Source organism: Actinacidiphila epipremni, assembly GCF_012034175.1.
GTDB classification, from domain to species: Bacteria; Actinomycetota; Actinomycetes; order Streptomycetales; family Streptomycetaceae; genus Actinacidiphila; species Actinacidiphila epipremni.
This window is the reverse complement of record NZ_JAATEJ010000010.1, coordinates 203194-227973: the sequence shown is the minus strand read 5'-3', so window position 1 is coordinate 227973 and position 24780 is coordinate 203194. Positions and strand designations below refer to the sequence as shown.

Below are 24780 nucleotides of genomic sequence, written 5' to 3'. Positions count from 1 at the left end.
CCGGGTTGCGACCCCTTCGGGCAAGGGCCGCGATCAGGGCGACCTATACCGCGCTGCTGTCACAGCGAGGGTTGCTGCGCGGGCGCAGAATGGGGCTGTGCGAGTCTTTGTGCGGGGTTGGTGGAGTCGGCGGGAGCGGTGGGGGTGGCCGACGCATACGCCGCCGACTGTGCCGGTGGCGGGGCCGCCGGTGTTTCATTGCCCGGGGTGCCGGGGGCCGTTGGCGGGGGACCGAATGGTGTGCGGGGCGTGTGAGGCGCGCGGGTGGGGGAAGGGGGCGGGCGGCGCCGGATAAAAGGGGGCGCCCGGGTGTCGGGGGCGCTGCTAGGGTGCGCGGATGTCTTCGATCAGGCAGGTCCAGGTCACCTTCGACTGCGCCGAGCCGGAGCGCGTCGCGCGGTTCTGGTGCGAGGTGCTGGGGTACGCCGTGCCGGCGCCACCGGAGGGGTTCGAGACGTGGGCGGACTACGAGCGCTCGTTGCCGCCCGAGCGGCAGGGCGCGGGGTTCGTCGCCGTCGATCCCACGGGGGTGGGGCCGCGGCTGTACTTCCAGCGCGTGCCCGAGGGCAAGGTCGTCAAGAACCGGGTCCACCTCGACGTACGGGTCGGCACCGGGCTCGTGGGGGAGGAGCGGCTGGCCGCGCTCGAAGTGGAGTGCGAGCGACTGATCGCCCTGGGGGCGGTGCGCGAGCGGGTGCTGCTCGCTGACGAGTACGAGGAGTCCTGCATCGGGATGCAGGACATCGAGGGCAACGAGTTCTGTCTGGACTGAGGTGTCGGTCAGGCCCTGTCCGTTCCGCCGTTCCCCGTTCCCCGTTGCCGGTTGCCGGTTGCCCGTTCTCCGTCGAGCTGCACCGAGCCCCGGCCGGGGCTGCGGCCCGGCCCCCTCAGCTCTCCCAGCGTCGGCCGGCCACCGTGACCGGCGGCCACACCAGGGGTACGGCGCAGCTCGCCGCGACCGCCTCCAGGAGTGTCACCCCGGAGCGCGAGTCGAACGCCCCGACCTGCCCACTCTCCGCGTCGACCGCGGCGATCCACAGGTCGCGCGCGGGCCAGTCGCGTACGTCGCCCAGCAGCGCGCCGAGCGTGTCGAAGACCTCCGCCTCGGGACCGGTCCGCGCCCGCAGAGCCGCCCGGAGGAAGGCCGCCGTCTGACGCAGGGTCACCGCCAGGTGGACCGCGTCCGCGCCCGAGAGCCGGCGCGCGTACAGCTCCGCGGCCGGGACGCCGGCGCGCAGCCGCGAGCCGAAGACCGCGCCGGCGAGCCAGGCCCCAGTCGACGTCGAACGCCACCGCCGCCACGTGACCGGCGAGTTCCGGCGCGGTCGCGGCGAGGAAGTCGCCCCACCGGATGTGGATGCTGCCTCTCACGGACGACGACAAGCCGGTGATCACGGCCACTGCTCGCCGTGCCCCTCGTGTTGCCGAGAGGTGATGGCGTGGTCGGACTCCATGCCACCGGCCAACAGGTTCGGGCAGGGCCGGACTGTTGCCACGAACGGCGGCGCAATCATCAGCTAAGAGTGGGATTTCCGATGACGACTTTGCCGAGGTGGCATGCGTAGTCGTCTGGATCAGTGTCGTCAAAGCTGATACGCAGACGCAGGCCATTGGTGACATCGAGAGGGACTCGTTGGGTTTTGTCGAGTCGGATCTCGTTTTTGTAGAGTGTTCTGTCGTCCAAGGCTATGGTGATCTGGGCTGATTTTTCGGTCGAATTGTCGTCTATGCCCAAGACCATGGTGAGCTTCTTCCACTGGTGACCGAGGTTGTACTCGGAGTAGCCACTGGCGTCTTCGCAGCCGAGGAAGCTGGCGTCGCTTTTGATGCTGGATACGAGGGCATTGGCATAGTGGATGTTGTCCACTGTGCCGTCGCCGACCTCGAAGCTCCTGGTGGCGAGGTTGTCTTTCTCTACAGCAACTGAGGGAAGATCGGTCAGCAACATCGTTGCGGGCTTGGTCGGCGTCGGCGTGAGGCTCGGGTAGGGGCTTGGGCTGCGGGTGCGGCTGGCCGCGACAGTGGGCGAGTGAGCGGGCTGCTGGTCAGCGGTGTCGTGACGGGGGTCGGGGCTGGGGCTGGTAGTTCGATAGATCAGCCAGCCGCCCAGCAGCAGGACGACCAGGGCGCCGGCCACGATGGCTGTCGTAGGGGCGTGGGGACGGGTGTTGCGCGGTGGCGAGGGCGGCAGGGACCGCTGTTGCGGGGGCCCAACGGTCCGACCGCCGTTGTTCGGGATGGTGGGCGGGCTGTTGGGAGGCGCCGGTATGCGGGACTGGCGCAGCTGTGCGTGGTAGGCGTCCAGGTCGGAGACGACGGTGTCCCTGCGGTGGATCAGTACGCCGCGACGCTGTTGCAGGGCCGCGGCGGTTTCCCGCAGCTGCTGTTCCCGCTCGGGGTCGGCTGACGTACCGGCGCTGCTGTCCTGCTGGAGTCTGGTCAGTTCCTCTTCCACGTCCCGCTGCTGCTCGCGGACCTGGGCCAGCTCGGCGGTGAGGGCCTCGCGTTCCACGGTGAGTTCGTACACGCGCAGGAGTTGGCGGTAGTTGTGGGTGCGCCCCCGTTCATGGGGCTGGTCGCATAACAGACGGAGCAGCCGGCCGTAGCTGTCGCGGGTGTCCTTGAGGACGTCCGCTGTGACGTCGGTCCTGCCGGCGACTTCGGCCAGGAAGCCGTCTATGTACTCCAGGTCGGGCACGCGACCATCCGGCTTCTCGTAGACGGAAACCGTGGAGTGGTCCACACCCAGGATGTCGGCGAACTCCCGCTGGCTCTTCTGCGTGGCCTGCCGGAGCATCTTCAGACGCTCAGCCAGCCCCCGACGCTCCCGCATTGCATCCTGTGGCACCTGAACGAACTTCTCATCCGCCAACGCGGTGTCCCCCCTCAATGAAAGACCAAAAGAACCCAGCGATTATCGCGGCCCGAAAAACATTCTGTTGCGCTTCTCCGACAGCCGTGCCGCCCCGAAGACTCCTACCACGGTCGGCACAGCACCGCACCAGATGGCGCACCGTGCGCATCGTCCGGCGCAGCACGCCGACCGCCCGCACCGGGAGAGTCCCGATGCATCAGGACCAGGGGGTTCGTCATGTCGATCGTCATGCTGCTGATCGTGCTGCTGCTGGTCGTAGTAGCACTCCTGGGCGCTGGAGCGCTCGCCTACCTCGTCCACCAGCACCACGTCCTGGCCGCGCCCGTCGCCACGGCAATGGGAGCCCTGACCGCCATGGTGGCCGTAGTCTCGCTCGTCATGAACGCCGGCCGGTGACCGAGGCCCGCTCCCCGGCAGCCCTGACCTCGCCCGCTCGAACTGCCCGCGCATCGCATGCATCACGCCCCGGCCGCGTCTGCGAGGGCGACCTGCTGCGCCCGGTGCACCCGGCACACCGGCCGGGTCGGCAGCGCGGGCCGGTCGCACGGCACACCGTCCAGCCCGGAGCTCGTCGGCCTGCCCGCGCCCGGCTCCGGCGCGATGACCCGGCCCTCCTGCTCCTGGCGGCACCCCCGGCACAGGCCGTCGACCACCGCGGGCCCGGCGCTGGTCAGCGACGATCTTGGCGCACACCTCGCAGCGCATGCCGGAGGACCACAGCGTGCCCGCCTCGCCGCCCTCCGCAAACTGGGCCCGCACGGTGGCAGTTGACGGCCTCGGTGTCAGCTCGCCGGGACGGGCTGGGTCAGGTTCAGGGGGTTGCCGGCGGGGTCGGTGATGTGGGCGACGCGTTGGCCCCAGGGCATGTCGGTGGGGCCGCCGGTGACGGAGCCGCCGAGGGGCGGGACGCGGGTGAGGGTTGCGGCGACGTCGTCGACGGCGATGCTGAGCACGATGCGGGCCGGGGTGCCGGGCGGCGTGGCGGTCTGCGTGCCGGATGGGGTGGACGTCGGCGCGTCCGGGCGGGTCACCAGGCCGAGGTCGGTGTCGCCGATGCGCAGGCCGAGGTAGAAGGCCGGGCCTTCCGCCGGCTCGCGGAAGATCCGCTCGGCGTCGAACAGCTGCGTGTAGAAGGCGAGCAGGGCGTCCAGGTCGGCGGTGACGATCACGGGCTGGATGGTGGACATGCGCACTCCTGTCGGGAACGGTCGCGTCAAGGGTGGACCGTCCGCGGGCGGCGGACTCATCGGTGCCGCGAGCCCAGCTGCCAATCGCGCCGCCAGCCGAAACCCCGAGCCGCGCCCCGAGCCGCGCCCCGAACCGCGCCGTGAACCGAAGCTCAGTCGAGGCAGAACTCGTTGCCCTCCGGGTCGGTCAGCACGAGGTGGCCCGCGGCGAGCGGGGGAGCGGGGTCGAAGCGGCGCAGCCGGGTCGCGCCGAGGGCGACGAGGCGGGCGGCTTCGGCTTCGAGCGCCGCCATCCGCTGCTCGCCCTGCAGGCCGGGGGCTGCGCGGATGTCGAGGTGGACGCGGTTCTTGCCCGCCTTCTCCTCGGGGACGCGCTGGAAGAAGACCCGGGGGCCGCGGCCCTCGGGGTCGTCGATCGCGAAGCGCTCGTTGCGCCGATCCGCCGGGACGCCGAGCCCGTCGAGGAAGTCCTCCCACGCCGCCAGCGGGTCCGTGCCCTCCGCGAGCTCCATCCCGGGCGGGCCGGGGACGACGTAATCCAGCACCTCGCGCCAGAAGGAGGCGAGCGCGCGCGGGTCGTGCGCGTCGAAGGTGACCTGGAGGTGACGGCTCATCGGATGCTCCGTTCGTAGCGGGGTCGGCCGGGACCGGGTCCGTCCACCACTGTGGCACGGGGGTACGACAACGCCCCGCCGGAAACGTATTCCGGGAGCGAAACACTATGTACGGCGAAGGATTTCGGAGGTGCGGGAAAACGCCCTCAGGGGATGCCCCCGCGGTTGCGGGCACATCCCCTGAGGGCGCGAATCAGCGGCTTAGTAGGGGCCGTTGACGTTGTCGATCGAGCCGTAGACGTGGTACGCGTAATTGCACGCGGCGGTGATGTTCGCGACCGGGTCGTAGATGTTCGTGGACGTGCCCTCGACGTGGTACGCGTCGAAGGTCGGCTGGATGACCTGGAGCAGGCCGATGGACGGCGTGCCGGCGGCGGCGTTGGAGTCCCACAGGTTGATGGCGTTCGGGTTGCCCGACGACTCCCGCATGATGTTGCGGTAAATGCCGTCGTACGTACCGGGGATGCCCTTCTCCGCCATGATCGCCAGCGAGTGGTTGATCCAGCCGTCGAGGTTGTCCGGGTAGGCGGTGGTGCTCGACGCCGGCGCGGCGGTGGTGGTGCTGGTCGCGGTCGAGGTCGAGGTCGTCGAGGTCGTCGTCGCCGGCTTCGTCGTCGTGGCGGCCTTGGTCGCCGGCTTCTTCGCCGTCGTCGACGCGGTGTGCGGGGCCGGCGGGAGGCGCAGGACCTGGCCCGGGTGGATGATGTACGGGCTGCTGAGGTGGTTGAGGGACGCGATGCCCTTCCAGCCGCCGCGTACCTTGTGGTGGCGGGCGATACCGATCAGGGTGTCGCCCTTCTTCACCTTGTACGTGCGGTGGTGGTGGTGCGCGGCGGCCGGCTTCTTGGCGGCCGGGGCGGCGGTCTTGGCCGTCTCGGGGGCGGCGGCGTGCGCCGTGCCGGCCAGCGTCGCGCAGGACAGAGCGGCGAACGTGCCGACGACGACGGCTCCGCGCGCGGAGACCAGACGCTTTGCGAGCGAGCGGGTGCGGGCGTGCTTGGGCATTGCGGACCTCGTTCCAGTGATTGCCTGTCCGCAGACGCCGGCCCCCTCCTCCGTAATCCGACCCGCATTTCTTCTGCGGTGCGCTGCGGCGAGCACATTGGTATCAGTCCGAATTTGACGCCACAATTACCTGTTGTGCTAAGCGGGGTAGTAGACGGATTGCCCGGGCGGACGCGGCCGTCGCCGAACTCGGACGCGATTGCCGCGCTATTCGCGGGCCTTGGGGCGGGCCCGCGGCCACTATCGGGCGTAGTAAGTGACGTACGTCCTATGCCGCGCATCACGTCCCGCCGGGTTCCCGGTCGGCGGCCTTATCACATGAATAAGTCCTCAACTTCCTTAAGCTTTCATTTATCGCTTAGTGCCAGAAAACGGACAAGTCGCCTTTTTCGGGGGTGTCGGCACCGGCTCGGCCGCCCCGGACGCCGGGAGTTGGGCGGGGGGTTCGCCGGCGTACACCCGCCGCACAGCACACCAGGGGCAGAATCGGGCTGCTGAGCCACGTCAGCCCGCCACGCCAACTGAGCCCGCAACGCCCACAGGGAGAGTCGCTGTGCGTCTGAAAGCACTGCTCGCAGGGTCGTCCGCCGTCCTGACCTCGGCCGCCGTACTGGCCGCCGCCGGTCCCGCCCAGGCGCACGGGGGCCGGGGCCCCGGGTCCGGCGTACCGCCGCGCCCCGCGGCCTGCTCGGCGTCCGTCACGCTCGGCGGCTTCTCCGACGCGCTCGACAAGACCACCTTCGACGGCACCTTCGTCGGCAACTTCTCCGCGCTCGCCACCGACGCGCACGGCACGCTCGACGCGCTCTCGGACCGCTCCTCCCTCTTCACCCTCAGCGGCCACACCCTCGGCGACCTGCGGCCGGAGAAGGTCGTGCAGCTCGCCGACGACAAGGGGCAGCCGCTGGACTCCGAGGCGCTGGTCGTCGACCGGGACGGCACCCGGCTGATCACCTCCGAGGTCGAGCCGACGATCCGCCGCTACAGCCGGGACGGCGCCACGATCCTCGGCAGCCTGCCCGTGCCGCAGCCGCTCAAGGTCGCGCCCGCCGGCCGGGCGACCGGCAACCTGACCTTCGAGGGCCTGGCGCTCCAGCCCGGCGGCCGTACGCTCGTCGCCTCGATGGAGGGCGCGCTCACCGGCGACGACGCCACGACCGTGCGCTTCCAGACCTGGCAGCGCCTGGGCGGCGGTCGGAACTTCGCGCTCGGGGCGCAGTACGCGTACGACGTCGACACCGACGCGCACGGCACGATCCTGGGCGTCTCGGACATCGCCGCGACCGGCGACGGGCGGCTGCTGGTGCTGGAGCGCGGCTACACCTCCGGCGTCGGCAACACCGTACGGCTCTACCTCGCCGACCCCTCCCGCGCCACCGACGTCCGCAACGTCACGGACCTCACCGGGCAGCGCGGGGTGCGCACGATCCGCAAGACGCTGCTCGCCGACATCGGCGACTGCCCCTCGCGGGGCGCCACCGCCCACCAGCCGCAGCCCAACCCGCTGCTGGACAACATCGAGGGCATGGCCGTCACCGCGCACGCCCCCGGCGACCGGCTGCGGCTGCTCCTGGTGAGCGACGACAACCAGAGCGCCCAGCAGATCACCCGCTTCTACCAGCTCGACGTCCGGCTCCCCCGCCACTGACCCCCGCGCGCCCCGCGGGCCGCCGGCCGTCGCGCCCCACCACACCGCCCCCCAGGGGCTGTTGGAGCGATGGTCGCCGGCCCGCCACCGCGCGGCCTCGCGCAGTTCGTGCGGTCTTCCCAGGCTGTGGCCATGCTCACACGCAGAGACGTGCTTCGACTGATGAGTGTCTCCACGGGACTGGCCGCCTTCAGCGGCACCGAACTCCTCGCGCGCGCGGCAGCCGCCGCCCCGCCCGGGGTGCGCACCCGCGGGGCCAATGGGATCGAGCACGTGGTCGTGCTCATGATGGAGAACCGCTCCTTCGACCACTTCCTCGGCTGGCTGCCCGGCGCGGACGGCCGCCAGGACCTGGTCTTCCCCGCCCCCGACGGCAAGCTCTACCCCAACTACCCGCTCGCGCCGGACTTCCAGGGCTGCGGCTACAGCGACCCCGACCACAGCTGGGAGGGCTTCCTCGTCCAGTCCCACGGCGGGCGGATGGACGGCTTCCTCCAGCGGCCCACCCTCGCCGAGCCCGTCCCGGGCCTGCCGCCCGCCGCCGCGAACACCTTCCCGGTCGGCTACTACACCAACCTCGACCGGCACCACCGCCGCAAGGCCGTGCCCGACCTGCCGGTCCTCGGCGCGCTGGCCGAGCACTACACGGTCCTCGACCGCTACTTCTGCTCGTTCGCGGGGGAGACCTTCCCCAACCGCTTCTACCAGCACGCGGCCCGCACCGACCGCGACCACAACTCCAACACTCTCTCCACGATGCCGACCATCTGGGACCAGCTCTCGCCGATCCCGAACGACCAGGGCATCCCCACCGGCGGCTACTTCTTCCGCGACTCGCCCTTCCTGGCGCTGTGGGGCACGAAATACTTCCCCTTCTGGCACCCCTTCGCCGACGGCGACACCGACGCGCTCGGCATCCCCGTCACCACGCCGTCCTTCCTGGACACGGTCGCGAGCGGGCAGCTGCCCAACGTCAGCTTCATCGACCCGGCCTTCGACGCCGAGGGCAACGGCACCTCCGCCGACGACCACCCCTTCGCGGACATCCGGCTCGGCGAGCGCTTCATCGCCGACACCTACCACGCGCTCGCCGACGCGGGGTATCTGGACAAGACGGTGCTCGTCATCACCTACGACGAGTGGGGCGGCTTCTACGACCACGTGCCGCCGCCGCGGGTCCGCGACGACACCGACCCGGCCGACGTCGACCACACCGGGGACGGCACGGAGCCGACCGAGGGCCGGCTGCAGCCCGACTACCGGCAGCTGGGCTTCCGGGTGCCGACCGTCGTGGTCTCCGACCGCGCCCCGAGCAAGGTCGTCCACCACGGCCCCTTCGAGCACGCGTCCACGCTGAAGATGATCGAGTCCACCTTCGGCCTGCGCGCGCTCACCGCCCGCGACGCCCACGCCGAGGACCTGGGCCAGGTCCTCCAGCACACCCCCCGCCGCCCGGTCCCGCACGGCGCGATCCCCCGCAGCAGCGACGTCCTCGGCCCGGTGAGCGACGCGGCGGCCATTTGCAGCGCCGCCAGCACCCCGTCGATCTCGCCCGACCCCGTCGGCACCCACCACGACGGCCACGGCCACGACCACCACCACCCCGGCCCGGTCAAGCCCCAGGTCAACGGCATGAACGCCTTCGGCCGCACCCTGCGCGCGCCCCACCGGCACTGACCCTGCGGCGGGCCCCGACCCCCGGGGCCCGCCCGGCACGCACCGCTCGCGGCCCGGTCAGCCGGCGACCGCCGCCAGGAGGCCCTCGAAGTCGTTGGCGCAGGGGCCGCAGGCGCGCAGGTGGGCCGTCACGCCCGGGAAGCGGGCCGCGGCGGAGGCGTCGGCCGTGAGGAGGTCGACGTAGATGTGGAGCACCTCCATCGCCTCCTCGCAGCCCACGTCGCGCGGGTCGGTGCGCAGGAAGCGGTCGAGCCGCGCGGCTGCCTCGTTCACCGCGCTCCTCCCTTCCGACCCGCTCACCGCTCGCCCGCCTTGCGGTCGAGGTGCCCCTGGGCGACGAGGCGGTCGCGCAGCTTGCGCCGCGCGTCGAAGACGGTCTTGTAGATCGCGTTGCGGTTGGTGTCCCACCGCGCCACCAGCGCGTCCAGCGGCACCCCGTCGACGACCACCGCGAGGAAGACCCGGCGCTGGTGGTCGGTCAGCACGTCGTCCACCGCCCGGCGCAGGGCGTGCGCCAGCTCGCGCCACTGCGGCTCCTGGGCCGGGTCGACGCCGAGGCGGTCCGGCAGCCGGTCCCAGTCCCGCGCGCCCAGCGCCTCGGCCGGGTTGCGCCAGAAGTGCCGGCCCAGCTTGGCGGACACCTCCAGGATCACGAACCGGTACGCCCAGGTCGTGAAGCGGCTCTCCCCGCGGAAGTCCGGCAGCTTGCGGGTGACGGCGAGCAGCGCGTCGGCCGCCGCCTGGTGCGCCAGGTCGTCCAGCTCCGGCCCGGTGACCCGGGTGTCGGAGCCCCGGCGGCGGCCCAGCTCGCTGCGGGCGATCCGCAGCAGCACGCCGTGCAGCCGGGTGCAGGCGTCCTCGCGGACCCGCTCGGACGGGTCGCCCAGCGCGGCCACCCACGCGGCGGACTCCCGGTCGAGCGGCCCCCGCGCCGGGTCGGACTCCGGGCCGAGCAGTCCACGTACCGGGTCGGACTCCGGGGCGAGCGGCCCCCGCACCGGGTCCGGCGACACCTCCACGGCGGGGCCGGCCGTGCCCGCGACGTCCCGCTGTCCCATGGCCGCGATGCTAACAGCGGCCCCACCGGCGGACCTCGCGCCGTGAGGGCCGCCCCGTGTGCCGTAAGAGTTGCGTCATGTAAGGGCCGGGCGCGCGCCGCCGCAGACGTAACGGCGGGGAAACCTCCCCGCCGCCCGCCTCCGCGGGCACCCTCCGGAAAGGGACGACCATGACCTCCCGACCCCTGCGCGCCGCCGGCCTCCTCGGCGCGGTCCTCGCCTCCGCCGTCAGCGGGGCGGTCCTCGCCACCCCGGCGAGCGCGCACTCCCCGCACCGCGGCGCCGCCGTCTTCGTTCAGACGGACAACCTCCGCGGCAACACCGTCGTGGCCTACGACCAGGCCGCCGACGGTTCGCTGCACCAGGCGGGTACGTACGCCACCGGCGGCCTCGGCGGGCAGCTGCCCGGCACCGGCCCGGACCACCTCGCCTCGCAGGGCGCCCTGGCGTACGACCGGGCGCACCACCTGCTCTACGCGGTCAACGCCGGCAGCGACACCCTCACCGTCTTCGCCGTGGACGGCGACCGGCTCGTCCGGCGGCAGGTCATCGCCTCCGGGGGCGGCTTCCCGGTCAGCGTGGCGGTCCACGGCAGCTCCGTCTACGTCCTGAACGCCGCGGACGGCGGCTCCGTCCAGGGATACGTCAGCCTCGCGGGCCGGCTGGTCGAGGTGGCGTCCTGGCACCGGGGGCTCGGCCTGCCCGCGGGCACGACCCCCGGCCAGGTGGGCGTGACGCCCGACGGCCGCCGGCTGGTGGTCACCACGAAGGTCGGCGACAGCATCGACGTCTTCCCGCTCGGCCTGCTCGGCCCCGCCGCCCGGCCCGCGGTGACGCGCACCCCGGGCCAGGGCCCGTTCGGCTTCACCTTCGACGCCGCCGGCCGGATCGTCGTCACCGAGAGCGCCACCAACTCCGTCGCCACCTTCGCCTTCGGCCGCGGCGCCACCCTCACCAAGGTCGCCGAGGCCGCCACCGGGCAGCAGGCCACCTGCTGGGTGATCGGCTCCGGCGACCACTTCTACGCCTCCAACGCCGGCAGCAGCACCCTCACCGGGCTGACCGAAGGCCGCCGCGGCTCCCTCACCGTCCTCGGCGACACCGGCACCGGCGCGGGCACCGTGGATGCGGCGGTCACCTCCGACGGGAGGTTCCTGCACGTCCAGACCGGTGTGGACGGGGGCGTCGACAGCTTCCGGATCAACCGCGACGGCTCGCTGACGAAGACCGGCACCGTCACCGTGCCCGGCGCCGCGGGCGGCGAGGGCATCGTCGCCGTCTGACCCGCGCGGCCGAGCCCCGGCGGATCCCGCCCGGCCGTACGGGCCGGGCGGGATCAGGCGCCGTCCCCGCGCGCCGGCGGATCCAGTGCCGCCCAGGTGCCCGGCGGCAGGTCGCGGGAGGCCCACCCGGCGGCCGACACCGCCTCCGCCGCGGTACGCGTGCCGGCCACGACGCAGGCCACCGCCGGGTGCCGCAGCGGGAAGCGGAGCGCGGCGTGCGGCAGGACCGTGCCGTGCTCCCGGCACACCCGGGCGAAGGCGCGGGCGCGCTCCAATACCGCGGCGGGCGCCCGGCCGTAGTCGTACGACGCGTCCTCGGGCGGCCACGGCCTGCTCAGCAGACCGGAGTTGAAGGGAGCGGCGGCCACGACGCCGATCCCGCGGGCGGCGCACAGGTCGAGCAGCGGCAGGGCGCTGCGGTCGGCCAGGGTCCAGCGGCCGGCCACCATCAGTACGTCGGCGCAGCCCTCTTCCGCGATACGGACCAGCGGCGCCACGCGGTTCATGCCCGCGCCGATCGCCCCGACGACCCCCTGATCCCGCAGCTCGGCGAGGGCGGGCAGCGCCTGCGCGAGGGCCTGGTCCATGTGGTCGTCCGGGTCGTGCACGTAGACGATGTCCACCCGGTCCAGGCGCAGCCGCCGCAGGCTCGCCTCCAGGCTGCGCAGTACGCCGTCGCGGGAGTAGTCGGGCCGCCGGGCCAGCGTGTCGGGCACGGCGAAGCCGCCCGCGGCCAGATCGGACCCGCGGGGCGACGGGTTGGGCACCAGCAGCCGGCCCACCTTCGTCGAGACGACGTAGTCGCGCCGCGGCCGGCCCGCCAGCGCCGCGCCCAACCGGCGTTCGGACAGGCCGAGTCCGTAGTGCGGGGCGGTGTCGAAGTAGCGGATGCCGCTCTCCCAGGCGGCATCGACGGCGGCCTTCGCATCGCCGTCCGGCACGGGGCGGTACAGATTGCCGAGCGGCGCCGCTCCGAAGCCGAGCGCGCCGACCGCGACACCGGTACGGCCGAGGGGGGTGCCGTGCACTACGCGGCGCCCGGTGCGGCTGTCATGGGTCTCCTTCATCGGCCAGCGGGGGAGTGGTGCGGGGGGCGAATGAATCCGACTCATTGCGCCGCGAGCACGATAGGCCGGGGTGGTTGGCGGCGCAATGTGCCGATCTGGCGCCGCCCTCACCTGCGTGGAGCACCCCCATCAGGTGTCATCGAGGCGAGCGGAAGCAAAATTGACCTGACTCTTCCCCGCGCGACATCCAAGTGTCATAGTGACGGCGCAAACGAGTCCGGTCGATCGAGCCGAGAGGGAGTGCCGCTGTGGCTGGCGCACACACAACCCGGTCCGCGGGAGCCGACGGCGCCGCCCCGTACCGTCCGGGGTACGAGGTGGTCGCCGAGCAGCTGCTGGTCCACATCGAGGAGCAGAACCTGCTGCCCGGGGACCGGCTGCCCACCGAGCAGGGCCTCGCGCAGATCCTGGGCGCCAGCCGCAACGTCACCCGGGAGGCGATCAAGGTGCTGGCCGCGATCGGCCGGCTGAGCGTACGGCGCGGCGCGGGCATCTTCGTGGCGGACGCACCCGCGGGCCCGGTCGACGACCGGCTCGCGCACTTCCAGCCCACGCGCATGGAACACGTCATGATGCTCATCGACTTCCGGCAGCTCATCGAGTCCGACACCGCCGACAAGGCGGCCCGGCTGGCCGCGCCCATCGAGGTGCGGGCCATCACCGAGAGCGCGCAGGCGTCGCTGGCCGCCGCGCTCGCCGACGACGTCTCCGCTTTCGCCACCGCGGACGAGGAGTTCCACAACCTGGTCGCGGTGGCCGCGCACAACGTGTTCCTCCGCTCCAGCATCACCACGATCCGCCGGCTGATGTCCCAGACCGACATCCTGCTCTTCCACGGTGACGTGCCCGGTTCGCTGGAGGTCGCCGGCCGCCAGCACCTCGCCATCGCCGAGGCCATCGCCTCGGGCGGCGCGCAGCAGGCCGCGGAACTGATGCAGGGGCATATCAACACCACCCGCCAGCAGGTCGAACGCAAGATCCGCGACCGGCTGTTCAACCTCGGCGGTACGCATACGGCCCCGCCCGCGAAGCCGCACCGGGTGCCGGACGAGGCCGCCCGGCAGCAACCCCCGCAGACCTCGGCCTCGTAGCCCGTACGGAGCACGTCCCCCCCGAGCTGCCCGCACAGACCCCACAGCTCGCCCCGCCCCGGCCCCGCGCGCCGCCCTCCCCGGCCGCGGGACGGCTACCTCTCGACGCCCTGACGCCCTGACGCCCTGACGCCCTGACGCGCGGCGCACGCCGCAACCGCCGCGAACCCCGCCCGCCGGGCCGGTGCGCCGCGTACCGCCCCATGGCCCCTGACCGCCGCGGGCACCGCATCGCACCGGCCCCCGTAGAGAAACGACACGCACGATGAGGATCACCCACGTCGAGGTCCACCGGATCGACGTCCCCCCGGCCGACCCGCCCTTCAGCTGGCGGCACGGCCTGGCCGGCAGCGCCCCGGTCGGCGACGGCGCGGTGCTGCACATAGGCACCGACGAAGGCGCCGAAGGAGTCGCGCTGTTCGCCCGGCCCGGCGCCGCCGCCACGCTCACCGACCTCGTCGACCGGGTCTTCCGCGACGAGCTGACCGGCGCCGACCCCTACCGGCGCGAGTGGATCTGGCACCGGATCTGGGAGCTCGACCGCATCCACGAACTGCCGCTGCCCACCCTCGGCCTGGTCGACACCGCCCTGTGGGACCTCGCCGGCCGCGCCCAGGGCATGCCGGTGTGGCAACTGCTCGGCGGCTTCCGCGAGTCGATCCCCGCCTACGCCTCCACGTCCACCTTCGCCACCACCGAGGAGTTCCTCGACGTCGCCGACCAGTGCCTGGCGCTCGGCTACGCCGGCATCAAGCTGCACGCCTGGGGCGACGCCCGCCGCGACGCCGCCCTGTGCGCGGCGCTGCGCGAGCACGTCGGCCCGGACGTACCGCTGATGTACGACGGTTCGGCCGGCTTCGACCTGCCCGACGCGATCCACCTCGGCAAGGCGCTCTCCGAGGCCGGCTACCTCTGGTACGAGGAGCCGATGCGCGAGTTCAGCGTCAGCGCCTACCGGCAGCTGGCCGAACGCGTCGACGTACCGCTGCTGGTCGCCGAGACCTCCGACGGCGTCCACATGAACTCCGCCGACTTCATCCGCGCCGGCGCCGCCACCTTCGGGGTGCGGGCCGGCACCACGCTGCGCGGCGGCATCACCGGCGCCATGCGCACCGCCCACCTCGCCGACGCCTTCCGGCTGCGCGCCGAGGTGCACGGCTCGGACCTGCCCAACCACCACCTGTGCATGGCCATTTCCAACACCACCTACTACGAGTCGCTGGTGACCGCCACGAAGGTCGTGCGCGAGCGCCATGTCGACGACCAGGGCCTCGTCCACGCGCCCACCGGGCCCGGCATCGCCCTGCCCCTCGACTTCGGTTACCCCAGCGCGCTGGCCCGCTTCGTCGAACAGCCCCGCTGACCGGCCGGAACCCGCCGCACCGCCGGGCACCACCCCCGACCCGCACCACGAAAGGCACCACCATGAAGACAGAGCTGTCTTCCGGCTCCAGATCCCCCCGCCGCGCCCCCCGCCCCCGCGCGGCCCGTACCGCGCTGGCCGCCACCGCCCTGGCCGCGGCGGCGGCGCTGCTGGCCGGCTGCGGCGCCAGCGCCGACACCACCAGCGGCTCGGCCGCCACGTCCGGGCACGCGCAGTTCACGCCCGCCGCACAGCAGGCCGGCTCGCAGATCACCGTGTGGGCCGACTCCACCCGGCTCCCCTCCGTGCAGGCGTACCAGAAGGCGCACCCGGACGTGAAGATGAAGATCGTCACGTACGACGGCGGCGCCGACGGCTCCACCTACCTCCAGACCAAGGTGCAGCTCTTCGACCGCACCGGCAGCGGCTGGCCCGACGTCGTGTTCGGCTCGCCCACCGACGTCACCTGGGCCTCGGCGCCCACCAAGCCCGGCGCGATCCCGTTCGCCGCCCCGCTGGACCAGAAGCTGGTCCCGGCCGCCACCCTGGACGGCTTCGCCAAGGGCTCCCTCGCGCCCTGCCGGTTCAACGGCCACACCTACTGCCTGCGCAACGACATCGCCCAGGTCGTGCTCTGGTACAACAAGACGCTCATGGACCAGTGGGGCTACCCCGTCCCCACCACCTGGGCGCAGTACCAGGCGCTCGGCGAGAAGGTCGCCAAGGAGCACCCCGGCTACCTCGTCGGCTCGGTCGGCGACACCAACTCCCAGGAGTCGTACTTCTGGTCCAGCCAGTGCCCCGCCTTCCAGGAGACCAGCCCCGGCACCCTGCGCGTCGCGCTCCAGGACCCGAACTGCACCCGGATGGCGAGCCTGCTGGACTCCCTGATCTCCGCGAAGGCGGTCAGCACCCAGGGCTTCTTCAGCCAGGGCTTCGCCAAAGACAGCGGCGACAAGGTGCTGATGGCCTACGGCCCGTCCTGGTACGGCCAGTACCTGTTCAAGACCGCCTTCAAGACCCCCGCCAAGCAGATGGCCGCAGCCGCCCCGCTCACCTGGCCCGGTGAGACCACCGCGGCCACCGGCAACGTCGGCGGCGGGGTGTGGATGGTCTCCGCGCACAGCAAGAACCTCGCGGCGTCCACCGACCTCGCCACCTGGCTGACCACCTCCGACGCCAACCAGGCCGCCGCCCCCACCTACCCCGCCTACGTCCCGGCCGCCAAGGCGTGGCTGGCCAACCCCGCCAACCGCGACTACTTCGCCGCCGACGTCAGCGGCCCCTTCCAGCAGGCCGCGGACGAGGTGTGGACCGGCTGGTCGAACACCAAGTTCTCCGACGCCACCGCCTGGTCCAGCGTCGTGCTGCCCGCGCTGACCGCCGGCAAGACGCTGACCTCCACCTTGCCCGCCTGGCAGAGCGCGATCAGCAACGAGGCCAAGGCCGACGGGTACCAGGTGACCGACAAGTGACGCTCGTGGACACCGCGCCCGTCGCCGCACCCGCCCGCCGTCGCGGCACCCCGCCGCGGCGGCGGGCCGCGGGCCCGGCCGGCTGGCTCTTCGCCGGCGGCTACACCGTGCTGCTGCTCGCCTTCGGCGTCTTCCCCACCTGCTACGCCTTCTACCTGGCCTTCACCAACGACCGCGGCCAGTTCACCGGGATCAACCAGTTCACCAAGGTCGCCCGCGACTACCGCTTCGGCCCCGCCTTCAGCCATGTGCTGGTCTACCTGGTGCTGTGGCTGGTTGCCCTGGTGGTGCTCACCGTGCTCGCCGCGGTGGTGCTGCGCAGCCGGGTGCGGCCGGGCTTGTCGGCGCTGCTGCGGTTCCTCTACTACATCCCCGGCGCGCTCGCCGGCGTCGCCAGTGTGCTGGTGTGGCTGTTCATGCTCGACCCGGACGTCAGCCCGGTCTCCCGGCTGCTGGACGCCCTCGGCCTGCACAGCTTCGCCGCCGTCCTCGCCCCCGGCAACCTTCCGGTGATCTTCGTGCTCATCGCGTTCTGGACCGGCGCGGGCGGCTGGATGGTGGTGATGTACGGGGCCCTGAACAACATCCCCGACGAGGTGCTGGAGGCCGCCCGGATGGACGGCGCCGGCCACTGGCGCACCGCCTGGCACATCCAGATCCCGATGATCCGCCAGTGGATCGCCTACATGACCATCCTGGCCTTCGCCGGCGGCACCCAGCTCTTCGTCGAGCCGCAACTGCTCCAGACCGCGAGCCTGGGACGGGTCAGCCCCACCTGGTCACCCAACCAGCTCGCCTACGTCTACGCCTTCCAGCAGGGCGACTTCAACGGCGCCGCCGCCATCTCGGTCTTCCTGCTGGCCCTCGGCCTGCTGTGCGCCGGGCTGCTGGTGGCCCGCACCAACATGTTCACGATCGAAGAGAAATGACGCCATGACCGCCACCGCCCCCGCACCGCGCCCGGCCGCCCGCCGCGCCACCCCGTCCGCGGCGGTCTCCGCCCTGGTCATCGGGGTCCTGCTGGCCGCGCTGCTGGTGTTCTTCGTGCTCCCGGTGATCTGGCTGCTGCTCGCGCCGACCAAGACCGCCGGCCAGATCGTGCACGACAACCCGCTGTCGTTCGGCTCCTTCCGGCACATCGGCACCGCCTGGCGTCATCTCTACGACTTCCAGGACCACGCGCTGCTGACGTGGCTGCGCAACTCCGCCGTCTACTCGCTCGGTTCGCTCGTGCTCACGCTCGCCACCAGCCTGCCGGCCGGCTACGCGCTCGCGCTGACCCGCTTCCGCGGCCGTACGACCCTGCTGGTCGCGACGCTCGTCACCATGATCATGCCGTCCGCGACGCTGGTGCTGCCGATCTTCCTGGAGCTCAACCGCTTCCACCTCATCGGCACCGTCTGGTCGGTGATCCTGCCGTTCTCGTTCTACCCGTTCGGCGTGTACCTGGTGTACATCTACTTCGCCACCAGCCTGCCGCGCGACCTGCTCGCCGCGGCCCGTATCGACGGCTGCACGCAGTGGCAGCTGTTCACCAGGATCGCGCTGCCGCTGGCCAGGCCCGTCGTCGGCCTGGTCGCCTTCTTCAGCTTCGTCGGCAACTGGAACAACTTCTTCCTGCCCTACCTGGTCCTGCCCAACAGCGACCAGTTCCCCATCCAGGTCGGCCTCAACCAGCTCCTGACGTCCACGCCGTCCTTCAACCCCGTGGCGGGCGCCGGCCTGAACATCACCATCCCCGAGCTGTCGCTGGCGATCATCGTGGCGATCCTGCCGGTGCTGGTGCTCTTCCTGTTCTCCCAGCGCACCCTCGTCTCCGGGATGCTCGCGGGAGCGACGAAGGAATGACCGCCCGATGACCCGCGCCGAACCCCGCGCCAGGACCTCGCCGCGGCCTCGCACATGAGCACGTCCCGACCGAACGAACACCGGAGCAACCGAGCCCAGGAGCCCCCCATGACCAGACCCGGACCGCGGCTGCGCGGTCTCACCGTGACCGCGGGCGCCGTCGCCGCCCTGCTCACCGGCTTCCTCACCGGCGGCGGTGCCGCCGCGTCCACCCCCGCACACCCGGCCCCGCGTACCACCACCTTCTCCGTCGCCCCCGACGGCCGCGGCTCGGCCTGCTCCCCGCACGACCCGTGCGCCCTGACCACCGCCCAGGCCAAGGTGCGTACCGCCAACCGCGGCGGCGGCGCCGACATCGATGTCGTGCTGGCCGACGGCACCTACCGCCTGGACCGCACCCTCGCCCTCGACGCCGCCAAGGGCGACGGCGCCCGCGCCGGCCACCACGTCACGTACCAAGCCGCGCCCGGCGCCCACCCCGTGCTCAGCGGCGGCGAGCGGATCGGCGGCTGGCAGCGGGGCCCGGACGGCGTCTGGCAGGCCCGCGTGCCGGCCGGCACCCGCACCCGGCAGCTGTACGTCGACGGCGTGCGCGCCGACATCGCCTCCGAGGCGGCCCCCGGCGGCCTCACCCAGACCGCGACCGGCTACACCACGGCCGACTCGACCATCGAGGGCTTCCACCACCTCTCCGACGTGGAGTTCGTCTACGACATCGGCTGGGTGCAGATACGCTGCCGGGTCGCCTCGGCCGCCGGCACCACCCTCACCATGGACGAGCCCTGCTTCCAGAACGCCCTCAACCGGCAGTACCCGGTCAGCACCGACGTCCTCGCCCAGATCCAGAACGCGAAGGAACTGCTGGACGACCCCGGCGAGTGGTATCTCGACGAGACCGCGCACACCGTCTACTACCGCCCCCGCGAAGGCCAGGACATGCGCACCGCGGACGTCGAGATCCCGCGCCTGCAGACCCTCGTCTCCGGCACCGGCACCGCCGCCCAGCCGCTGACCGGCGTCGCCTTCCGCGGCCTGTCCTTCGCGTACGCCGGCTGGACCGCGCCGGACGGCCCCGACGGCTTCGCCGAGACACAGGCCAACATGCGCTTCACCGGCGAGGACGCCTGGAAGTACCAGGGCACGTGCGAGAAGTTCTCCACCACCGACCCCGGCACCTGCCCCTACGGCGACTGGACCATGACCCCCGGCAACGTCGTCTTCGACCACGCCACCGCACTCAGCCTCACCGGCGACACCTTCACCCACCTCGGCGCCGCCGGCCTGCAACTCGGCCGGGCCGTCACCGGCGCGGACATCACCGGCAACGTCTTCACCGACATCTCCTCCAGCGGCATCGAGATCGGCAACGGATCCGACGCGGCCGACGCCGCCCTGCTGCCCTCCCACAACACCGTCGCCGACAACTGGATCCACCACATCGCCGTCGAATACACCGGCGGCGTCGGCATCTTCCAGGGCTACACCCGCTACGACACCCTCACCCACAACCAGATCGACGACGTCCCCTACAGCGGCATCAGCTCCAACTGGGGATGGGGCCGCGTCCCGGTCGTCAAAACCGCCGGCAACCGGATCACCGACAACCTCGTCGAGGACGCCATGCAGCAGCGCGGCGACGGCGGCGGCATCTACGTCCTCGGCCAGCAGGGCGACTCCTTCGCCGACGGCCTGCTGATCAGCGGCAACGTGGTCCGCTACGACGCCGGTTACGGCAACGGCATCTACACCGACGGCGGCAGCCAGTACGTCACCGAGACCGGCAACGCCGTCTACGGCAACGACACCGCCTCCTTCGGCGGCTGCCGCGAACCCGCCGCGCCCTACGGCGACTTCCGCTTCACCGGCAACTACTACGAATCCCTCACCCCCGGCTTCTCCTGCGGCGACCCCGACGACGCCACCCTCACCGGCAACACCCTGATCGGCCCGGACGGCAGCGGCGTCCCCGCATCCCTGCTGGCCGACGCAGGTCTGGAGCCGGCCTACGCGCACCTCGCCGCCGCCCCGGCCGGCCGCACCCCGGTCGACTACGCCCTGCACAAGCCCGTCCAGGCGCAGTACCTGGACGGCAGCACCGCCGCGCTCCAGCCCGGCTCGCAGGCCGCCTACGCCACCGACGGCGACCCCGCCACCGCCGCGCAGGCCACGAACCGGTACCTGTGGCAGCTCGTGGTGGACCTCCGGGCCGGCAGGCAGCTCGGCTGCGTGACCGTCACCATGCCGCGGTCGAACTTCGCGACCGCCTTCCACGTCGACACCTCCGCCGACGGCACGACCTGGACCACCGCCGGCACGGCGACCGGCACCGGCTGGGGCACCGTCCCCGTCACCTTCGCCACCCCGGTCACCGCCCGCTACCTGCGCGTCGTCGCCGACCACCCCGACCAGGGCGCCCAGCGCGGCAGCCAGATGGCCGTCGCCGAGGTCGGCGCGTACGGCGTCGGTACCGACCTCGCGCTGGGCAAGCCCACGCAGGCCCGCTACATGGACGGCACCCAGGCCCTCCTCCAGCCCGGCTCGCGCCCCACGTACGCCACCGACGGCGACCCGGCGACCTCGACGCAGGCCACCGCGCAGTTCCGCTGGATGCAGCAGATCGACCTCGGCCGCGCCACCTCGGTCGACGTGGTCTCGCTGCTCCAGCCGGACACCGCGTTCGCGACGCACTGGCACATCGACGTCTCGCTCGACGGCTGGACCTTCCGGACCGTCGCCCGGCACGACGACACCGCGGGCGGCCTGTCCGGCGTCCGGCTCGATTCCCCCGTCCTGGCCCGGTACGTCCGCGTCATCGCCGACCGGCCCGACAACGGGGCGCAGCTCGGCGGCCAGATGGCCCTGAGCGAGGTGGGCGTCTACGGCCTGACGCCGAACGGCTGAGCCCGCGGGAGGGCGGGGGCCGGGTCCGTGCGCCCGGAGCCCCGGCGGGTCGGCAGCCGCCCGACCCGCCGGGGCGGGCGGCTACTGGCCGTAGACGCCGAACTCCCAGAGGGAGTAGCCGTACGGGGTGCCGCGGGTGGTGCCGAGCAGGCGCACCCAGCGGCCGGTGCCGCTGACCGGGACCCAGACGTCACCGCCGTGGCCCGTGGTGGACGAGGCGACCGTCTGCCACTGGGACACGCCGTCGGGGGAGACCTGGATCTGGTAGGCGGCGGCGTACGCGGCCTCCCAGTCCAGCTCGACCTGGGTCAGCGTGCGGGTCTGGCCGAGGTCCACCGTCAGGGACTGCGGGTCGGCGGCGGCGCTGGCCCAGCGGGTGGTGCGGTTGCCGTCGGTCGCGTTGGCGGCGACCAGCGTGCTGCCGGCCTCGACGCTGCTGGCCTGGGTGGGGCGGCCGAGCGCGAGATTGACGCGGGGCGCGGTCGTGGGGGCGCCGAACAGGCTCAGCTGCACGGCGTTCGCGATGGCCTGCATCCCGGCGTCGTTGGGGTGCAGGTGGTCGCCGGCGTCGTAAGCCGGCAGGTACGCCTGCGGGTTGGCCGGGTCGTGGGTGGCGGCGTCCACGTCGTTGACGGCGTCGCAGCCGCTCGCCGGCGTACGCAAGTAGGCGTTGTACGCGGCCCGTTCGTCCTCGCGGCTCTGCGTCCAGCCGTTGGTGCCCTTGAACGGGGTGAGCGTCGAGCAGATGAAGGTGACGCCCTGGGCGTGGGCGGCGCCGACCAGTTGGCCGAGGGCGGACTGGATCTGGGCGAGGGACGGCGGGTTGGGGTTGAGCAGGTCGTTGACGACGTCGTCGCCGAAGATGACCCATTTCACGCCGGGTTGGTCCAGGACGTCGCGCTGGAAGCGGGTGGTGGCCTTCTGGCCGCCGCCGTCGAAGACCAGGCCGTTGCCGGAGATGCCCTCGTTGATCACGCCGACCGCCCGGCCGCTGTCCAGCAGGCGGTCGGAGAGCAGGTCGGGCCAGCGGTGGTAGGCCCCGAAGGTGGAGGAGATCGCGTCGGTGATCGAGGCGCCGAAGGCGACCACCGCGCCGGGCGAGGCGGGGTTCTGCACGTCGAGGCCGGCGAGGAAGTAGGTGCTGGTGTTGGTCTGGGCGCCGGAGAGCGCCGTGGCGCCGCTCTGGTCGCCGGGGGCGACGTAGTTCGTGACGTTCGCGGTCTGGTGCCAGGTCGACAGCGCGGACTGCGGCACGTAGAGGCTCACCGCGAGGTCGGCGTCCGCGGGCACGGTGAAGGCGGCGGCGTCGCTGACCGCGCTGCCGCCAGCCGGGATCGTCACCGACGAGGCGCCGCCGAAGGTGAGGGCGCGGTCGGTGGCGGGGTCGATGCCGCCGTTGGCGACCGGCATGGCCAGGTGCACGTCGGAGAGTGTCACCGGCGCGTTGCCGAAGGCGTTCGACAGGTGGATACGTGCGCCGGTGCCGCCGATGGTGCTGTGCACGACCTGCCGCAGCGTCTGCTGGGCGAACGTCGAGCCCGCGGACTGCATCGCGGTGCCCCAGGTGCCGACGGGCCCGGTGCTGCTGCCGCCGCCGGTGCTCGTGCCGTAGACGGCGAACTCCCAGAGGGAGTAGCCGTATTGGGTGGCGGGGGTGACGCCCTGCATGCGCACGTAGTGGGCGTTCTTGTTGACGGTGGCGGTTTCGGTGCCGCCGTGGCCGCTGGTGGTGGAGTAGGCGTCGGTCCAGTGGGTGGAGTCGTCGGAGACCTGGATCTTGTAGGCGCCGGCGTAGGCGGCCTCCCACGTCAGCGAGGTGGAGGAGACGGCGTATTCGCCGCCGAGGTCGACGTAGATCCAGGCGTTGTTGTCGTTGCTGTGGTCGCTGGACCAGCGGGTGGCGGTGTTGCCGTCGATCGCGTTGGCGGCGACGTAGCTGCCGTCCTGGTAGGAGGCGACGGCTCGGGCGCCGGGGTTGCGGGCCAGGTTGACGGGGGTGTCGGCGGCGTGGGACGCCGAGGTCTGGAGCGCCATCGCGAGCAGCAGGAAGAAGGTGACGGCGACGCCGGTCAGCCCTTTCCGGCGGCTGCCGGCTCGTAGGGGGTGCGGGGGGAGGGGGCGCATGGGGCTGGGCTCCTTCGGCTTAGTTTGATAATTAATCTATGTAAGTTGGGATCGTCGTGGGACCGCAACGGCCCGGCGGTCGTGCACCGTACCGGCGCCGCCGTGCCGCAGCAATACATCGGACCGAAGTGCCGCCCGCGTCCTGCGCTCCCGGCCGGAAGAGCCGGCAGAGCCAGGAGGTGGGAGCGGCAGACGAGTCGGGCTGTAGGCCGGGTTCTGTGACCCCGGGGGCCTCGCGGCGCCCCGGGCGACGGCCATCCATCTAGGGCTGCCGTTGCCGACAGCCTCATGCGGTCTACCCGCGGACTCGGGCGGGCAGCCCTCGAACGTCCGCGCGGGCGGTGCGCAGGCCTGCGCGCCGCCCTCCTGACCTTGCTCCGGGTGGGGTTTACCTAGCTGCCCAGGTCGCCCTGGGCACTGGTGGTCTCTTACACCACCGTTTCACCCTTACCGGGGAACGGATTCCCCGGCGGTCTGTTTTCTGTGGCACTTTCCCGCGGGTCACCCCGGGTGGCCGTTAGCCATCACCCTGCCCTGTGGAGCCCGGACCTTCCTCGGCGGGACCCTGAGGCCCCGACGCGACCGTCCGCCCGGCTCGTCTGCCGTACCCGCCATCGTAGTGGATCAGGCCGGCCGGGCGCGTACGCTGGCAGGCCGGGTTGGTCACGCGAGAGCGCATACGTCGGAGGAGAGAACGTGCTGGTCCTGCTGCCGCCGTCCGAGGGGAAGGCCACCGCCGTACGGGGGCGGCCGGTCGCGCTGGACGCGCTGTCGCTGCCGGGGCTCACCGGCGCCCGGGCGGCTGTCCTGGACGAGCTGGTCGCGCTGTGCGAGGGCGACCAGGACAAGGCCGCGGACGTGCTCGGCCTCACCCCCGGGCTGCGCGGCGAGGTCGCCAGGAACGCCGGGCTGCGCACCGCACCCGCGCTGCCCGCCGGGCGGCTCTACACCGGCGTGCTGTACGACGCGCTCGGCCTCGGCACCCTCGACGCCGCCGCCAAGCGGCGGGCCGGGCAGTCGCTGCTGGTCTTCTCGGGGCTGTGGGGCGCGGTGCGGCCCGCCGACCGCATCCCCGCCTACCGCTGCTCGATGACGGTACGGCTGCCGGGCGCGGGCGGGCTCGCCGCGTACTGGAAGCCGCACCTGGAGCGGGTCCTGCCGGAGCTGGCCGGCGGCGGGCTCGTACTGGACCTGCGCTCGTCCGCCTACGCCGCCGCGTGGCGGCCCCGCGGCGAACTGGCCGCGCGGACGGCGAGCGTGCGGGTGCTCCAGGTGAGCGTGGTCGACGGGGTGGAGCGGCGGCAGATCGTCTCGCACTTCAACAAGGCCACCAAGGGCCGGCTGGTCCGCGCCCTGCTCACCGCCGGCGCCAAGCCGCGCACCCCGCACGCGCTCGCCGCCGACCTGCGCGACCTCGGCTTCACCGTCGAGGAGGACGGGCCGCGACTGGACGTCCTCGTACGGGAGTTGTGAGCTTCCGCTTTCTGGTCTCTGCTTGCCGCTCTCCGCTTTACGCCGCGGGTTCCTTCGAGGGGGTACGGGCCCGTGCGCGCCGGGTGCGTTG

21 protein-coding genes, 1 other RNA gene and 1 pseudogene are annotated in these 24780 nt (G+C 72.4%); 12 read left to right on the top strand and 11 right to left on the bottom strand.

The window, feature by feature from the left end; all coding sequences use genetic code 11:
• Nucleotides 1–337: 337 nt before the first annotated feature.
• Nucleotides 338–772: a VOC family protein gene (locus tag HCN08_RS15495; protein ID WP_167983632.1), complete on the top strand. Its 435-nt coding sequence runs from the start codon at nt 338–340 to the stop codon at nt 770–772.
• A gap of 124 nt (nt 773–896) precedes the next feature.
• Here HCN08_RS15495 and HCN08_RS15490 read toward each other — a convergent pair.
• Nucleotides 897–1262, bottom strand: a pseudogene (locus HCN08_RS15490) (patatin-like phospholipase family protein); the annotation flags it as partial.
• Between the two features lie 251 nt (nt 1263–1513).
• A complete protein-coding gene (locus tag HCN08_RS15485) occupies nt 1514–2872 on the bottom strand; it encodes an NPCBM/NEW2 domain-containing protein (RefSeq protein ID WP_167983631.1) in 1359 nt (452 codons plus the stop codon).
• Nucleotides 2873–3091: 219 nt separating this feature from the next.
• On the opposite strand from HCN08_RS15485, the gene HCN08_RS15480 reads away from it, so the two are divergent.
• Complete coding sequence (locus tag HCN08_RS15480; protein WP_167983630.1) at nt 3092–3271, top strand: hypothetical protein; 180 nt, start codon at nt 3092–3094, stop codon at nt 3269–3271.
• 62 nt (nt 3272–3333) lie between these two features.
• Here HCN08_RS15480 and HCN08_RS15475 read toward each other — a convergent pair whose 3' ends face one another.
• The 4 genes from HCN08_RS15475 to HCN08_RS15460 all read right to left on the bottom strand — a co-directional run bounded on the left by HCN08_RS15475 (nt 3334) and on the right by HCN08_RS15460 (nt 5681).
• Nucleotides 3334–3528, bottom strand: a complete 195-nt coding sequence (locus HCN08_RS15475; RefSeq protein WP_167983629.1) for a hypothetical protein — start codon at nt 3526–3528, stop codon at nt 3334–3336.
• A 129-nt stretch (nt 3529–3657) separates the two neighbouring features.
• On the bottom strand, nt 3658–4062 hold the full coding sequence (locus tag HCN08_RS15470; RefSeq protein ID WP_167983628.1) for a VOC family protein: 405 nt from the start codon (nt 4060–4062) through the stop codon (nt 3658–3660).
• 152 nt (nt 4063–4214) lie between these two features.
• A complete protein-coding gene (locus HCN08_RS15465) occupies nt 4215–4676 on the bottom strand; it encodes a VOC family protein (protein WP_167983627.1) in 462 nt (153 codons plus the stop codon).
• A 201-nt stretch (nt 4677–4877) separates the two neighbouring features.
• The gene (locus HCN08_RS15460; RefSeq protein ID WP_167983626.1) at nt 4878–5681 is read right to left on the bottom strand and encodes a LysM peptidoglycan-binding domain-containing protein; all 804 of its coding nucleotides are present in this window, start codon (nt 5679–5681) and stop codon (nt 4878–4880) included.
• A 553-nt stretch (nt 5682–6234) separates the two neighbouring features.
• Between HCN08_RS15460 and HCN08_RS15455 the strand changes: the two genes are divergently transcribed.
• Both HCN08_RS15455 and HCN08_RS15450 read left to right on the top strand, forming a co-directional pair.
• Entirely contained in the window at nt 6235–7329 is a 1095-nt protein-coding gene (locus tag HCN08_RS15455) for an esterase-like activity of phytase family protein (protein ID WP_167983625.1), read from the top strand.
• A 162-nt stretch (nt 7330–7491) separates the two neighbouring features.
• Nucleotides 7492–9006 (top strand): alkaline phosphatase family protein, encoded by a 1515-nt coding sequence (locus tag HCN08_RS15450; RefSeq protein WP_167983624.1) that lies wholly within the window; start codon nt 7492–7494, stop codon nt 9004–9006.
• Nucleotides 9007–9063: 57 nt separating this feature from the next.
• Here HCN08_RS15450 and HCN08_RS15445 read toward each other — a convergent pair whose 3' ends face one another.
• Complete coding sequence (locus tag HCN08_RS15445) at nt 9064–9279, bottom strand: hypothetical protein (RefSeq protein ID WP_167983623.1); 216 nt, start codon at nt 9277–9279, stop codon at nt 9064–9066.
• Between the two features lie 23 nt (nt 9280–9302).
• Nucleotides 9303–10064 (bottom strand): RNA polymerase sigma factor, encoded by a 762-nt coding sequence (locus HCN08_RS15440; RefSeq protein ID WP_240970104.1) that lies wholly within the window; start codon nt 10062–10064, stop codon nt 9303–9305.
• Between the two features lie 170 nt (nt 10065–10234).
• On the opposite strand from HCN08_RS15440, the gene HCN08_RS15435 reads away from it, so the two are divergent.
• Nucleotides 10235–11347, top strand: a complete 1113-nt coding sequence (locus HCN08_RS15435) for a lactonase family protein (RefSeq protein ID WP_167983622.1) — start codon at nt 10235–10237, stop codon at nt 11345–11347.
• 53 nt (nt 11348–11400) lie between these two features.
• Here the strand turns inward: HCN08_RS15435 and HCN08_RS15430 are convergent, their stop codons facing one another.
• Nucleotides 11401–12414, bottom strand: coding sequence for an aldo/keto reductase (locus HCN08_RS15430; protein WP_167983621.1), 1014 nt, complete (start codon nt 12412–12414; stop codon nt 11401–11403).
• 248 nt (nt 12415–12662) lie between these two features.
• On the opposite strand from HCN08_RS15430, the gene HCN08_RS36580 reads away from it, so the two are divergent.
• The 6 genes from HCN08_RS36580 to HCN08_RS15400 all read left to right on the top strand — a co-directional run bounded on the left by HCN08_RS36580 (nt 12663) and on the right by HCN08_RS15400 (nt 21092).
• Nucleotides 12663–13505, top strand: coding sequence for a FadR/GntR family transcriptional regulator (locus tag HCN08_RS36580; protein ID WP_167983620.1), 843 nt, complete (start codon nt 12663–12665; stop codon nt 13503–13505).
• A gap of 265 nt (nt 13506–13770) precedes the next feature.
• On the top strand, nt 13771–14868 hold the full coding sequence (locus HCN08_RS15420; RefSeq protein ID WP_167983619.1) for an enolase C-terminal domain-like protein: 1098 nt from the start codon (nt 13771–13773) through the stop codon (nt 14866–14868).
• Nucleotides 14869–14930: 62 nt separating this feature from the next.
• The gene (locus HCN08_RS15415) at nt 14931–16343 is read left to right on the top strand and encodes an ABC transporter substrate-binding protein (RefSeq protein WP_167983618.1); all 1413 of its coding nucleotides are present in this window, start codon (nt 14931–14933) and stop codon (nt 16341–16343) included.
• Nucleotides 16340–17272 carry a carbohydrate ABC transporter permease gene (locus tag HCN08_RS15410; protein WP_167983617.1) on the top strand — a complete coding sequence of 311 codons (933 nt, stop codon included), beginning with the start codon at nt 16340–16342 and terminating at the stop codon, nt 17270–17272. Before HCN08_RS15415 ends, HCN08_RS15410 begins: the two co-directional genes overlap by 4 nt.
• A gap of 4 nt (nt 17273–17276) precedes the next feature.
• The gene (locus HCN08_RS15405) at nt 17277–18191 is read left to right on the top strand and encodes a carbohydrate ABC transporter permease (RefSeq protein ID WP_167983616.1); all 915 of its coding nucleotides are present in this window, start codon (nt 17277–17279) and stop codon (nt 18189–18191) included.
• A gap of 108 nt (nt 18192–18299) precedes the next feature.
• Complete coding sequence (locus HCN08_RS15400; RefSeq protein ID WP_167983615.1) at nt 18300–21092, top strand: discoidin domain-containing protein; 2793 nt, start codon at nt 18300–18302, stop codon at nt 21090–21092.
• Nucleotides 21093–21173: 81 nt separating this feature from the next.
• Here the strand turns inward: HCN08_RS15400 and HCN08_RS34790 are convergent, their stop codons facing one another.
• Nucleotides 21174–23216 carry a discoidin domain-containing protein gene (locus tag HCN08_RS34790; protein WP_206318799.1) on the bottom strand — a complete coding sequence of 681 codons (2043 nt, stop codon included), beginning with the start codon at nt 23214–23216 and terminating at the stop codon, nt 21174–21176.
• Nucleotides 23217–23405: 189 nt separating this feature from the next.
• Nucleotides 23406–23814: RNase P RNA component class A (gene rnpB, locus HCN08_RS15385), an RNA gene on the bottom strand.
• A gap of 98 nt (nt 23815–23912) precedes the next feature.
• Here rnpB and yaaA point away from each other — a divergent pair.
• A complete protein-coding gene (gene yaaA, locus HCN08_RS15380) occupies nt 23913–24689 on the top strand; it encodes a peroxide stress protein YaaA (RefSeq protein WP_167983614.1) in 777 nt (258 codons plus the stop codon).
• The last annotated feature ends 91 nt before the right edge of the window (nt 24690–24780 follow it).

Bases quoted from the DNA above. Each gene is read 5' to 3' on its own strand.
- HCN08_RS15495 (WP_167983632.1), top strand. From the start codon at position 338: ATGTCTTCGATCAGGCAGGTCCAGGTCACCTTCGACTGCGCCGAGCCG.
- HCN08_RS15480 (WP_167983630.1), top strand. From the start codon at position 3,092: ATGTCGATCGTCATGCTGCTGATCGTGCTGCTGCTGGTCGTAGTAGCA.
- HCN08_RS15470 (WP_167983628.1), bottom strand. From the start codon at position 4,062: ATGTCCACCATCCAGCCCGTGATCGTCACCGCCGACCTGGACGCCCTG.
- HCN08_RS15465 (WP_167983627.1), bottom strand. From the start codon at position 4,676: ATGAGCCGTCACCTCCAGGTCACCTTCGACGCGCACGACCCGCGCGCG.
- HCN08_RS15460 (WP_167983626.1), bottom strand. From the start codon at position 5,681: ATGCCCAAGCACGCCCGCACCCGCTCGCTCGCAAAGCGTCTGGTCTCC.
- HCN08_RS15450 (WP_167983624.1), top strand. From the start codon at position 7,492: ATGAGTGTCTCCACGGGACTGGCCGCCTTCAGCGGCACCGAACTCCTC.
- HCN08_RS15440 (WP_240970104.1), bottom strand. From the start codon at position 10,064: ATGGGACAGCGGGACGTCGCGGGCACGGCCGGCCCCGCCGTGGAGGTG.
- HCN08_RS15435 (WP_167983622.1), top strand. From the start codon at position 10,235: ATGACCTCCCGACCCCTGCGCGCCGCCGGCCTCCTCGGCGCGGTCCTC.
- HCN08_RS15430 (WP_167983621.1), bottom strand. From the start codon at position 12,414: ATGAAGGAGACCCATGACAGCCGCACCGGGCGCCGCGTAGTGCACGGC.
- HCN08_RS15420 (WP_167983619.1), top strand. From the start codon at position 13,771: ATGAGGATCACCCACGTCGAGGTCCACCGGATCGACGTCCCCCCGGCC.
- HCN08_RS15415 (WP_167983618.1), top strand. From the start codon at position 14,931: ATGAAGACAGAGCTGTCTTCCGGCTCCAGATCCCCCCGCCGCGCCCCC.
- HCN08_RS15405 (WP_167983616.1), top strand. From the start codon at position 17,277: ATGACCGCCACCGCCCCCGCACCGCGCCCGGCCGCCCGCCGCGCCACC.
- HCN08_RS15400 (WP_167983615.1), top strand. From the start codon at position 18,300: ATGACCAGACCCGGACCGCGGCTGCGCGGTCTCACCGTGACCGCGGGC.
- HCN08_RS34790 (WP_206318799.1), bottom strand. From the start codon at position 23,216: ATGCGCCCCCTCCCCCCGCACCCCCTACGAGCCGGCAGCCGCCGGAAA.